Source organism: Undibacterium sp. Tian12W, from assembly GCF_049339405.1.
GTDB lineage: Bacteria > Pseudomonadota > Gammaproteobacteria > Burkholderiales > Burkholderiaceae_D > Undibacterium.
Window position 1 is genome coordinate 17390 of sequence record NZ_JBMPPK010000022.1, and the last position, 13952, is coordinate 31341.

General features: G+C 49.9%; 6 protein-coding genes. 5 read left to right on the forward strand and 1 reads right to left on the reverse strand.

Annotated features, from left to right (window positions below; translation table 11 throughout):
• Positions 1-234: 234 nt before the first annotated feature.
• The 3 genes from ACO0LI_RS24425 to ACO0LI_RS24435 all read left to right on the forward strand — a co-directional run bounded on the left by ACO0LI_RS24425 (position 235) and on the right by ACO0LI_RS24435 (position 4782).
• Positions 235-1425 (forward strand): mechanosensitive ion channel family protein, encoded by a 1191-nt coding sequence (locus tag ACO0LI_RS24425; RefSeq protein ID WP_422952374.1) that lies wholly within the window; start codon positions 235-237, stop codon positions 1423-1425.
• 276 nt (positions 1426-1701) lie between these two features.
• A complete protein-coding gene (locus tag ACO0LI_RS24430) occupies positions 1702-4083 on the forward strand; it encodes an ATP-binding protein (RefSeq protein WP_422952373.1) in 2382 nt (793 codons plus the stop codon).
• Between the two features lie 273 nt (positions 4084-4356).
• Positions 4357-4782, forward strand: a complete 426-nt coding sequence (locus ACO0LI_RS24435; protein WP_422952372.1) for a response regulator — start codon at positions 4357-4359, stop codon at positions 4780-4782.
• Between the two features lie 82 nt (positions 4783-4864).
• On the opposite strand, the gene ACO0LI_RS24440 is transcribed toward ACO0LI_RS24435, so the two are convergent.
• A complete protein-coding gene (locus tag ACO0LI_RS24440) occupies positions 4865-6517 on the reverse strand; it encodes a response regulator (protein WP_423035930.1) in 1653 nt (550 codons plus the stop codon).
• 296 nt (positions 6518-6813) lie between these two features.
• Between ACO0LI_RS24440 and ACO0LI_RS24445 the strand changes: the two genes are divergently transcribed.
• Positions 6814-13092: a HAMP domain-containing protein gene (locus tag ACO0LI_RS24445; protein ID WP_422952370.1), complete on the forward strand. Its 6279-nt coding sequence runs from the start codon at positions 6814-6816 to the stop codon at positions 13090-13092.
• Between the two features lie 11 nt (positions 13093-13103).
• Complete coding sequence (locus tag ACO0LI_RS24450) at positions 13104-13931, forward strand: CheR family methyltransferase (protein WP_422952369.1); 828 nt, start codon at positions 13104-13106, stop codon at positions 13929-13931.
• The last annotated feature ends 21 nt before the right edge of the window (positions 13932-13952 follow it).

The following is a 13952-nucleotide window of genomic DNA, read 5'->3' on the forward strand; positions in this document are numbered from 1 at the left end:
CAGACCAGCGCTGCAGCATGTTGACGATGAACAGCGCAAATCATCAGACGCAGACTTGTCACACTATAGCCAGCGATATTGCCAGACTTCTGGCATCACACTAGCCGTCTATGCCAGTACCAATATGGCTTCGCCGGGTCAGATCAGGATTAAAGCCTGACAGCCAGTTCAATTTCCAGCCTGAGCATACAAGGGCGGTACTCATGGTGTAAATCAAAAAATTTCAGGATAATTATGGATTTTCAATCAGCCTTTCAATCAACCATCAATACGCATTTTCTCGACATTCCACTGATTAGCTGGATTACTGCTTGCGGCGTTGCCGTTTTTGCTTATTTTGTCATGCATGCCTTGATAGGTTTTTTCAAACGCAGGCTGCTTGCAGATCATGAGCCCGGTAACGGACAAATTGGAGAAAATGGGCATGAAAGTGCGCATGTTGCAAGGCTAGTGCCGCAAATCCTGGGTAGTACAAGCAATATTACACTGGTGATTACCTCTGTATTGATAGGCGTAGCCGTGCTTGATTTGCCCGCGCGCTGGAGTGACCGTGTCAATCATTTGTGGTTTCTGGCATTTGGCTTGCAACTCGCTTTGTGGATCAATAAAACCGTCAAGGTATTGAGCAAACGTTACTTTACATCGGTCGCGGAAGATGGTGCGCCAGTCAACCGTGTTTCGCATACTGTCATTGTATGGGCCTTGCAATTTGTATTGTGGGTGGTTTTTTTGCTGGCCATGTTGTCAAACGTGGGTATCAATGTATCTGCCTTCATTGCCAGTTTGGGTATAGGCGGTATTGCCATCGCGCTGGCGGTACAAAATGTGCTGGGTGACTTGTTTGCCTCTCTGGCGATTGCGGTCGATAAACCTTTTGAAGTGGGCGACGCGATCAATATCAATGGCATCTCTGGCACGGTCGAGCATGTAGGTTTGAAAACCACGCGCTTGCGTGCCGATAGTGGTGAACAGATTGTTATTGCCAATGCTGATTTGCTGAAAAATACCATACGCAATTTCAAGCGCATGAAAGACCGGCGCGTGCAATTAGTGGTCAAGGTCGCATCAGATACGCCGCCTGATGTACTGGAGCAGGTTCCACCCATGTTACGCAACATAGTCGAAGAGCAGCCAGAAGTGCGTTTTGACCGCGCCCACCTGAAATTATTCGACCGAAATTCCATCGAATTCGAGGTCATTTATTATGTGCTCAAACCAGAATATGGGCTGTACATGGACACGCAGCAGGCGGTCAATTTAAAGATTATGCGGGAACTGCTTGCGAGAGACATTTCTTTCTCTGATCCGGTACAAAAAATCAAATATCTGAATGTGGCAGAGATTGAAAAAATCGAAACCAGCGAAACCCGTGAAACCCGCAAGCCTCAGCAAGCCAGTCAGATAAAATTGTCGCGCCAGCTTTGAGCGGCTTATCAAGAATAAAAGGCGGCGCAAGCGGGCTACCCCGATGCCCGCTTCAACATTTCCGCACTTCTATCTCTACAAGGAAATTTATTGCGGAACTTTGTCGTTTTTACATCCATCTTCCACGCTAGTTGCCAATACAGCAAATTCGCGTTAACCTTGACACCCAATACATGTTAAACGCTTAGAGCTAATTACTCATGTCCCGCAGATGTACATGTTGTCCGGTAAGGATAGCGCTACAATGTTGCTGCTTACCAATTTCCAGGACCGAGTATGTCCCCGACACCGAATGACAATGCAGATGCTTCTGGCGTTCCTGTGAACAACCATCCACAGTGGGCGTTCATTGGCAGCGGGACGCCTATGCGCGATGCGGTCAGGGCGTTTGACTGGTCCAGAACAGAACTTGGCCCTATCAACAACTGGCCCGCAGCCTTAAAAACCACGGTGGCGATCGTCATGAATTCTGTGCACCCCATGTTTTTATGGTGGGGGCCAAAACTGATCCAGATATATAACGATGCCTATGTACCGAGCTTCGGTGTCGGAAAACATCCAGCTGCATTAGGTCAGGCAGGGGAGGAATGCTGGCAAGAAATCTGGCCTGTCATCTGGCCGCAGATAAGCCATGTCATGAATGGTGGCGAGGCCCACTGGTATGAAGATAATCTGGTCCCTATCTGGCGCAATTCGCGCATGGAAGATGTGTACTGGACTTATACCTATACACCTGTCTATGGCGACGATGACCGTATTGCCGGCACGCTGGTCGTGTGCACCGAGACTACATCGCGGATTCTGGCTGAACGCAGGCAACGTAGCTTGTCCACCCTGACAGAGCGACTGACGTTTTGCAAAAGCCGCGAGGAAATATTTGAGATTGTCAGTGCTGTAGCTGCCGAGAATACTGCCGACATTCTGGCCGTGGCCGTCAATCAGGAAGATGCCGCCAGCCTAAACAAGGACACGCATTTCAGTATTCATGCGCTTGAACTCCATTTCCATCATGATTGCTCACTGACTTTTGAATTGTCGCAGCGCTTGCCGTTTGATGCTGCTTACAGCAAATTCCTGCATGAATTTACTGCTGTCGTTTGTCGTGCGCTCACACATATGGAAAGTTTGCTGGCCCGTGATTTTGCGGCGGCTGAAAGAGATCGCCTGCTTTTCGATGCTCCTGTAGGAACAGCCATCATGCTGGGGGATGACCTGGTTTTTCAGCTGGCTAATCCTATTTACTGCAAAATCATTGGCCGCCCGGAAGTGATGGTGGTGGGACGTAGTTTTGATCAGGTTTTCCCGGAATTGCTTGACTCGGAAGTACGCGCAAGATTCAAGCAGGTTTTCAGGGACGGCAGTCCTTTTGTATCTGAAGAAACCAAAGTACGTATCAGTTTATATGGCGGTGAACCTGAAGACCGCTATTATATTTACAACCTGGCACCGATACGCCGTGTCGATGAAAAGGTGCATGGCTTGATGGTCATTGCGATTGACATTACATCCCAGGTGCTGGCCCGTACAGAGATCGAACGCTTGAATGACAATCTCAATGTCACTTCCCGCGCCAAGGACGAGTTCCTGGCAATGCTGGGCCATGAACTGCGTAACCCCCTGGCACCAATAGTGACTGCGCTTGAGTTGATGAAAATGCGTAACCCTACTGTCACCAAGGAGCAGGCTGTTATCCAGCGACAGGTCGATCATCTGGTGCGCCTGGTCGATGACCTGATGGATGTTTCAAGAATAACCAGCGGTAAGGTACAGCTCAGGATGGTCGCAAGCAATCTGCGCGACGTGATGAATAAGGCATTGGAGATGGCCAGCCATTTGCTGGAGAAAAAAAATCACCATCTGACGCTCGATGTCGCACCCATTACCTGGGTAGGCGACCCTGCACGTCTGGCCCAGGTCGTCGCTAACCTGCTGACCAATGCGGCAAAATATACGCCCGATGGTGGTGAAATTTCATTAGTGACTTATCACAAGGACGATGAAGTCAAGATATGTGTCAGCGACAATGGCGTTGGTATTTCTGCCAGTCTGATGCCAAATATTTTTGATCTTTTCGTGCAAGGTGGCAGGAGTGTAGACCGGTCTGATGGCGGTCTGGGAATAGGTCTTTCATTGGTCAGCAATCTGGTGCAGCTGCATCATGGCAGTGTACGGGCCGAAAGCCCGGGTGAGGGTTTGGGAAGCAGCTTTACCATTAGTTTGCCACATAAGCTGACGGTGGAAGTAGCAGAGCCTCAAGAAAAGCAGGCTCATGTACCCTCCGGTACCAAGGCGCGTATTCTCGTTGTGGATGATAATCGCGATGCTGCTGATTCCCTGCTTGAATTGCTTTCAGCCATGGGGCATGAGGTCAGGGCAGTCTATGATCCTGTACAGGCACTGAACGAAGTAAAACTCGAGATGCCGGAGTTTGCCATTCTTGACATAGGCTTGCCAGGCATGGACGGTTATGAACTTGCCAAAGCCATTCGTGAATTACCCGGTGGCAGCACAATACGGCTGATTGCATTGACTGGTTATGGGCAGCAGCATGATAAAGAACGCAGCCAGAGCGCAGGTTTTAATGCACATATGATCAAGCCTATAGAGCTTGATTATTTAGAACAGTTTATTGCGGCAAACGGGGCAAGTGAATCGTAGGTGCTTGTAGGGCTTGTCCGACAATATTTTAAGATTTCACTGCTATGGAATAATCATTTTTGCAAGTACCATTTCATCAGTGAACAAGATGGCTTAACACTAGGATGGCTTAACACTATTGCCGCAGCAGTCACGGCAACAGCCACTAAGTATGCGGTCTCTTTTAAAATAAGCAAAAATAAAATAATTACTTATATCGCTCTGACCTGGATGTGCAGTGGAGGCGCTGACAGAGCGATTACTGACAGAGCGATTCAGCTGAGATAAATAATAATGATAAATTCAATCCCCGAGAATGGACATGAAACCTCAGCCGGTACTGAAACCGGCAGTCAGGTAGAGTCAGGTTTGCATATTCTGGTTGTTGAAGACAACCCGGATTTGCTGGAAATGCTTTGCGAAATGCTGGACTTGATTGGCCATCATCCTATTCCAGCAGGTAGTGGCGAAAGGGCTTTGGAATTGCTACAGGAACGATCGTACGATGTGTTGTTGACAGATATTAATTTACCCAAGATGTCAGGTGTTGCACTTGGCAAGCAAGCGGTAGAAGATGCGCCGGACATGCATATTATTTTTTCATCCGGTCATGGTGCACATATACAAACCTATGTTAATTTCCCATGCCATGTATTGACCAAGCCTTTTGAGTTGAGTCAAGTTCAGCAAATTCTGGATGGATTTACGCGCAGGACCTGATGGTCAATCACGGCTCCGCCATTGTCCAGGGCAGAAAAAGCCGGGCTTACGTCACCAGCTTGCCCTGATTTCCGGTGATTTCTCAGCCAGCTTGCAGCGCTTCTATGACGAGTATGAGTTGCTGCAGCTTTAATGGCTTCACAAAGTGAGAGTCAAAGCCAGCTTCTGCCGTCAGGCGATGGTCTTCTCTGAGGCCATAGCCTGTTAACGCAATAAGGTACATGCTGCCGGTGTCCTTGTCAGCACGCAAATGCCTGGCCACTTCGTAACCATCCATACCGGGCAAGCCGATATCAATAAGGGCAATGCAAGGTTTTTCTTCTTTAGCCAGGATAATTCCTTCTGCTCCGGTAGCTGCCTCCAACACCTCGAAACCGTGCGCCTTCAATAATTGCGACGTCATTTCCCTGGCATCTTCATTGTCTTCAATCAGCAGCAGTTTTTTAGTTGTTTTCAGCCGTCGAATCTCTTCATGTTCAGCCAGGAGATCGCCTTGTGTAGCCTGTGGTAATACGATAGAGAAAGTGCTGCCTAAATTTTCGCCTTCGCTAAACACAAGAATATCGCCGCCATGTAATTCGACTAATTGCTTGACCAGGGCCAGCCCTATACCCAGGCCTCCTTTAGCGCGATCCAGAGAGTGCTCTCCCTGGACGAATACATTGAAAATCTGTGGTAACAAGTCTTCTGCAATGCCTATGCCAGAGTCGCTGATGATCAGGCTGACTTTGCCATTCGAAAGCATATTTTTGATAGTAATCTTGCCGCCAGCAGGCGTATATTTGATGGCATTGTCCAGCAAATTAGTAATGATTTGCTCTGCGCGGGTGGGATCTGCATCTATCCACGTGTCGATAGGGTCAATCGTCCATTGGTAACTATCGACAGGGCGACTGGCTCTGAGGCTATCGAGGCAGGACATGACAACTTCCGCAAGATTGACGGCAGTTTTGTCGAGTACGATTTTACCGGACATCACTCTCCCCAAATCCAGCAAATCATCGACTATGCGTGTCAGATGCTGTGATTGTCTGGAGAGAATTTTTTTTGCACGTTCCACACTATCTGCTTTTGCACCCGGAAACCCGATGATGGATGCTGCGCTGGTGATGGCGCTTAAGGGATTGCGCAATTCGTGGCCAAGCATGGCCAGGAATTTATCTTTCGCTTCATTCTGTTCAACAGCTATTTTTCTTTCTTTTATTTCGCGCTGAAGTTTGTCATTGGCAGTCTGCAAATCCAGAGTACGCAAACCAAGAGCATCTGTTTGTGCTTTCAATTCCAGATTTTTTTTTGCCAGCTGCACAAACACTGATACCTTGGCCTGCAACACCTGGGGAATGATGGGCGTAAAAAGATAATCGACGGCACCTTGCTGATAAGCCCTTAATTTATTCAGGTCGTCAGCGAGGAAAGCAGTAATGAAAATAATCGGTATGGAAGAGGAACGGGCGCGCTTATGTATTGCTTCTGCAGTTTCAAATCCATCCATGCCCGGCATATTGACGTCCAGCAGTATTACGGCAAAGTCATCTTGCAGTACGTGACGTAACGCGTCTTCACCAGATTTGGCTGTGACCACGGAACATTGGTTTTCATCAGCCCAAGCCGTGAGCAGACCGCTTAAGGCAAATAAGCTCGCTGTATCGTCATTCACTACCAGAATCTTGGGTCTATATTTTGCTTCCACTGAATTCCTCGCCGCTGCGTTTCCGGTTGGAGACACATTGATCATTATATAAATGCCGAATTGTCACAAATCCTTAAATTTGCAGTAAATTATGTCACCGTATTTCATTTCACGGAAAGAAAAATTACGTGAATGCCACTGAAAATTGTTTGCAGCTTTTCAATATTGCTCTCGTCGTTGCTTTCATGGTCGTTTTCATTGTTTACAGCACTGCAAAATACATGTGTCATTTTGATATTTTCAGACATTCCTTGCATCAGTATCAGTCAAACGCCAGCGAAGATACTCAGAGATAGTATCTTGCACCGTTTGCTACCAATCTCATCGCTTAAAAGGCCAGAATGAACACGCTAACTGACATTTCAGAAACACTTGATCCCAAGCTATTACTCGCCGCATTGACTGCGCTCAAGAAGGGTGATTTCTCGGTTAAGATGCCTTCTGACCTGACTGGCCTCAACGGCAAGATCGCTGACACCTTAAACGAGATCATCGAAAACAGCTCGCATATGACCCAGGGCATCCTGAATGTCAGTCAATTGGTGGGCCAGGAAGGGCGCTTGCTGCAACGTGCTTCATCCGTGCGCGCAGAGGGCGACTGGGGCACTATCGTCAATTCTGTCAATTCCCTGATCGACGATCTGGTCCGGCCCACGACGGAGATGGCCAGGGTCATCGGCGCCGTGGCAAAGGGTGATCTTTCTCAAAGCATGGCGCTGGAAGTCGATGGACGGCCTTTGCAAGGGCAATTCCTCAGTGCTGCGACGACAGCAAACACCATGGTGAGCCAGCTCAGTTCTTTCGCATCAGAAGTAACCCGGGTGGCGCGCGAAGTTGGTACTGAGGGCAAGCTCGGTGGACAGGCAAATGTGCCCAGTGTGGCGGGTATCTGGAAAGACTTGACTGACTCGGTCAACTCTATGGCGGGTAATCTGACATCGCAGGTGCGTAATATCGCCGATGTAACGACAGCGGTAGCGAATGGCGACTTGTCCAAGAAAATCACGGTCGATGTACGCGGTGAAATTTTGCAGTTGAAAGACACTATCAACACCATGGTCGATCAGTTGCGTTCGTTCGCATCCGAGGTTACGCGGGTAGCGCGTGAGGTGGGTACTGAAGGCAAGTTGGGCGGGCAGGCGTATGTGCCGGGTGTGGGTGGCACCTGGAAAGATCTGACAGATAACGTCAACTTCATGGCATCCAATCTGACCGGGCAGGTGAGGAATATCGCCGAAGTCACCACGGCAGTGGCAAATGGTGACTTGTCCAAGAAAATCGCGGCCGATGCCAAAGGCGAGATCTTGCAATTGAAAGACACCATCAACGTCATGGTAGACCAGCTCAGCTCGTTTGCATCTGAAGTAACGCGGGTGGCGCGTGAAGTGGGTACTGAAGGTAAGCTAGGTGGCCAGGCGCAGGTAAAAGGTGTGGGTGGTACCTGGAAGGATTTGACTGACTCTGTGAATTCCATGGCGGGTAACCTGACTGATCAGGTACGTAATATCGCCGAGGTAACAACAGCGGTGGCGAATGGTGACTTGTCCAAAAAAATCACGGTCGATGTTAAAGGCGAGATTCTGGAACTCAAAAACACCATCAACGTCATGGTGGATCAGTTGAACTCATTTGCGTCAGAAGTAACCCGCGTTGCACGTGAAGTGGGTACTGAGGGTAAATTGGGCGGGCAGGCCAATGTGCCAGGCGTGGCAGGTACCTGGAAGGATCTGACCGACTCGGTCAACTCTATGGCGGGTAACCTGACTGGGCAGGTGAGGAATATTGCCGACGTGACGACGGCGGTGGCGAACGGTGACTTGTCGAAAAAAATTACCGCCGATGCCAAGGGTGAGATTCTGGAATTGAAGAATACTATCAACGTCATGGTGGATCAACTGAGCTCGTTCGCGTCAGAAGTAACGCGGGTGGCGCGTGAAGTGGGTACAGAGGGTGAACTCGGTGGCCAGGCGAATGTACCTGGTGTTGCAGGTACCTGGAAAGATCTGACCGATTCGGTTAACTCCATGGCGGGTAACTTGACGGGGCAGGTGAGGAATATTGCTGATGTGACGACGGCGGTGGCGAATGGTGACTTGTCGAAAAAGATTACCGCCGATGCCAAGGGTGAGATTCTGGAATTGAAGAACACCATCAACGTCATGGTGGATCAGCTCAGTTCGTTCGCGTCTGAAGTAACGAGGGTGGCACGTGAGGTCGGTACCGAAGGTGTATTGGGCGGCCAGGCGAATGTGCCCGGCGTTGCTGGTACCTGGAAGGATTTGACCGACAACGTCAACTTCATGGCATCCAACCTGACAGGGCAGGTACGTAACATCGCTGATGTGACGACAGCGGTGGCAAAAGGTGATTTGTCGAAGAAAATCACGGTCGATGTCAAAGGTGAGATTCTGGAACTCAAAAACACCATCAACGTCATGGTGGATCAGCTCAGCTCGTTTGCGTCAGAGGTAACACGCGTTGCGCGTGAAGTAGGTACTGAAGGCAAGCTCGGTGGACAGGCCTTCGTGAAAGGCGTGGGCGGTACCTGGAAAGATTTGACCGATAACGTCAACTTCATGGCATCCAATCTGACAGGTCAGGTGCGCAATATCGCCGAGGTGACAACAGCGGTGGCGAATGGCGACTTGTCCAAGAAAATCACGGCAGACGTTAAGGGTGAAATTCTGCAATTGAAAAACACCATCAACGTCATGGTGGATCAGCTTAGCTCATTTGCATCTGAAGTAACGCGGGTAGCGCGTGAGGTGGGTACTGAAGGTAAGCTAGGCGGTCAGGCCAATGTGCCGGGCGTGGCCGGTACCTGGAAAGATTTGACAGATTCTGTGAATTCCATGGCGGGTAACCTGACATCACAGGTGCGTAATATTGCCGACGTGACGACGGCGGTGGCCAATGGCGATTTGTCCAAGAAAATTACTGTGGACGTACGTGGTGAGATTTTGCAGTTGAAAGACACCATCAATACCATGGTGGATCAGCTTAATTCCTTCGCGTCTGAGGTGACTCGTGTCGCGCGGGAGGTGGGTACTGAAGGTCGTCTGGGTGGTCAGGCGAATGTACCCGGTGCTTCCGGCACCTGGAAAGATTTGACGGATAACGTCAATTTCATGGCATCCAACCTGACAGGCCAGGTGCGCAATATTGCCGACGTGACGACGGCGGTGGCGAATGGCGACTTGTCCAAAAAAATCACGGTAGATGTCAAGGGCGAAATTCTCGAATTAAAAGACACCATCAACGTCATGGTGGATCAGCTCAGCTCATTCGCATCTGAAGTAACGCGGGTAGCGCGTGAAGTGGGGACTGAAGGCAAGCTCGGCGGGCAGGCGCAGGTAAAAGGGGTAGGCGGCACCTGGAAAGATTTGACGGAGAACGTCAACTTCATGGCAGCCAACCTGACTGAACAGGTGCGCGGTATCGCCGGTGTGGTGACTGCGGTGGCGAATGGTGATCTTAAAAAGAAACTGACGGTGGCAGCACAGGGAGAGATTGCTTCGCTGGCAAATACCATCAATGAGATGACAGATACGCTGGCCGTGTTTGCTGACCAGGTAACGACTGTTGCGCGTGAGGTGGGGGTAGAAGGCAAGCTCGGTGGCCAGGCCAGTGTGCCGGGCGCATCAGGCACCTGGAAAGATCTGACCGAAAACGTCAACCAGCTTGCCGCCAATTTATCTACTCAGGTACGTGCGATTGCAGAAGTGGCAACGGCTGTAACTCGGGGTGACTTGTCACGCTCGATTCAAGTGAAAGCACGTGGCGAGGTGTCTGACTTGAAGGACAATATCAATGAGATGATCCGTAACCTCAAAGAGACGACGCAAAAAAATGCCGAACAGGATTGGCTCAAGACCAACCTGGCGCGCTTTACCCGTTTGCTGCAAGGCCAGCGTGATCTGAGTACAGTTACCAAACTGATCCTGTCTGAACTTGCACCGCTGGTATCTGCCCATCATGGCGTGTTCTACATGATGGACTCGAATAACGACGCACCTTTGCTGGAAATGATTGCCAGCTATGGTTACCGCTCCAGCAGCAAGTTGCCAACTTCTTTCTTGCCGGGTGAAGGCCTGGTAGGGCAGTGCGCACTGGAAAAGAGCAGGGTATGGCTGACCAATGTACCGCGTGACTATATCAAGGTGTCATCCGGCCTTGGCTCTGCACCGCCTACCAATATCGTGGTCTTGCCTATCCTGTTTGAACAGCAGGTCAAGGCGGTGATTGAGATTGCTTCGCTGGACAAGTTTACACAAACACATATGGGTTTCCTTGATCAGTTGATGGAATCCATCGGCGTGGTCTTGCATACCATTGAAGCAAATAGCCGTACAGAAAGCCTGTTGACACAATCGCAGTCACTGGCGCAGAAACTGCAACAGACCAACCAGGAACTGGCAGAAAAAGCCAGTCTGCTGTCCGATCAAAATATTGAGGTGGAACGCAAAAATCGCGAAGTGGAACAAGCCAAACTGGCGCTGGAAGAAAAAGCAACGCAACTGGCTTTGTCATCCAAATACAAGTCCGAGTTTTTGGCCAATATGTCGCATGAATTGCGTACTCCACTTAACAGCCTGCTGATCCTGGCCCAGCAACTAAGCGACAATCCGCAGGGCAATCTGTCTGGTAACCAGGTCGAATACGCCAAGACCATTTTCGGCTCTGGCAGTGATTTGCTGACGCTGATCAACGATATCCTTGATTTGTCGAAGATAGAATCCGGCACGGTCACGCTGGAACTCAGTGAATCGCGCCTGCCCATACTGGCGTCTTATGTTGAACGTACTTTCCGCCATATGGCAGAAGCCAAGAACATCAATTTCTCCATCACCCTGGATCAGGGTTTGCCAGCAGCAATCAAGACCGATACAACGCGCTTGCAGCAGATTCTTAAAAACCTGCTGTCGAATGCCTTCAAATTTACTTCGCGTGGCGAAGTGAGGCTCAGCATAGGTGTCGTGCAGTCGGGCTGGACGCCTGATCTTCCGCAATTGAGTCATGCCGATGCCGTGCTGGCATTCTCTGTTGCCGACACCGGCGTTGGTATCGCCAGCGACAAGTTGCAACTGATTTTTGAAGCATTTCAGCAGGCCGACGGTAGTACTGCGCGCAAATACGGTGGTACAGGGCTGGGTCTTTCCATCAGCCGCGAACTGGCACGCCTGCTGGGAGGCGAAATTCGCGTGACCAGTATAGTCGGCAGCGGCAGTACATTTACCCTGTTCTTGCCATACAGCGGCGCAGGTCTGATTAGCCAGACACCGCAACAAAATACGGCGTCAAGCACACCCATGCTCATCAGAGTTCTGGAAGCAACTGCGAGTGCTGAAGGTACGTCACGATCCATGGCTAACGAAGCAGCAACCATGAGCCTGAACTATGCTGAAGGTGAAGCGGCATTTGATGACAGGAATATGATCGCCAGTGGTGACCCCTCTTTATTGATCGTCGAAGATGACAGTCGTTTTTCCGCCATCTTGCTGGCTTTTGCGAGAGAAAAAGGCTTCAAGGGCATAGTCAGCCAAAGCGGTGATGCTGCGCTGACACTGGCCCGTGATTACAGCCCGACCGCCATCCTGCTGGATATAGATTTGCCAGACTGCGATGGCTTCACCGTACTGGACCGCCTCAAGCGCGACCCGGGCACGCGGCATATTCCTGTGCATATTATGTCCAACTCCAATGAGCGTGAACGCGGCTTGCAGCACGGTGCCATTTCTTACCTCACCAAGCCCATCAAGCGCGAGCGACTGGAAGAAGAATTCAACCGCATACAGCAATTCCTTTTCAGAGGAAAACGCAGTTTGCTGGTAGTAGAAGATGAAGACTTGCAGCGTGCCCGCATAGTCGAACTGATAGGCGAGCATGATGTACAGATCACGGCTGTGGAAAGCGGTCAGAAAGCGCTGGAAGCATTGAAGCACACCCATTTTGATTGCATGGTGCTGGACCTGACCTTGCCCGATATTGATGGTTTTGAATTGCTGGAAACCATCAGCAAGGATAAAAAGCTCAGGGACTTGCCGGTCATCATCTATACCGCCAAGGAGTTATCGCGCAAGGAAGTCACCAAGATACGCAAGGTCGCAAAAACCATTGTCGTCAAGGACGCCCGTTCACCTGAGCGGCTGCTGGATGAAACGGCCTTATTCCTGCATCGTTCGCCTGCTGATTTGCCCGAGTTGCAAAGGCGCATGCTGGAAGACATGCATGCATCCGATGGCAGCCTGGCGGGGCGCAAAGTACTTGTCGTGGATGATGATTTGCGCAATATCTTTGCCCTCACGACCGTGCTTGAAAGGCAGGACATGATCGTGGTCTTTGCAGAAAATGGCAGGGACGGTATAGAACTGTTGGAGCAGGACCCTGATATTGAGATTGTCCTCATGGATATCATGATGCCGGAAATGGATGGCTACGACACCATGCGCGCCATCAGGAAAATACCCAAGTTCAAGAGCATGCCCATCATCACCCTGACAGCCAAGGCCATGAAAGGTGATCGGGATAAATGTTTTGAAGCAGGAGCTTCAGACTACATCACCAAACCGGTGGATAGTGCGCAATTGTTGTCATTGATGCGTGTCTGGCTGACCGAGTAAAGCAGGCTGTGATGAACGTATTAAAAGTCGAGGAGATAGAACTCGACATGCTGCTGGAAGCCATCTACCGCTATCGCGGTGATGACTTCCGCGGTTTTGACCGTCAGGTGCTGGCAGATAAATTCAGTGTGGTGATGAAGCAGTATGGGATTAAAACCTATTCTGCATTGCAAGACAGCATCTTGCATGACAGCTCGCACTGGGATGCCGTATTACGCATCCTGTTACTATGCCCGGTTGCACTGTTTGATGAGCCGCAGCGGCTGCAATTCTTGCGCAATCAATTATCGCCATGGCTGCGTTCACATGCTCATACCAGGATATGGATTGCAGATTGTTCCAGCATAGAAGAGATTTACACTCTGGTCATTTTGCTGGAAGAGGAGCAGGTCTATGACAAAGCGACAATCTATGTCACTTGTTCCAACGAATTGCTTTTGCAGGAAATGGCAGATACCGGGTTTGCTCTCGAAAAATTCCCTCAATATGAAAAAAATTATCTGCAAAGCGGAGGGCGCAGCAGCTTGATGGATTATTTTCAGGAAAAAGACGGTTATTTGATATTGAGGGATGACTTGCAAAAAAATCTTATCTGGTCACAGTTCAGTCTGGTTACCGATACTTCCTTCAATGAGTTTGAATTGATCAGTTGTCGCAAGGCACTCGCCAGTTTTGGCGTTGCTTTGCGCCACAGGGCACTACGTTTATTTGCCGCCAGCCTCACACCATTTGGCATGCTGGATGCAGATTTAGCCAGCTACAATGGCAGCAAGCTCAATCTTGCATGGCATTACCAGGCAATTTCAAATGAATTTGGCTTGTACCGACACCATCCCTAGGCAACGAACCTGATGCTTCTG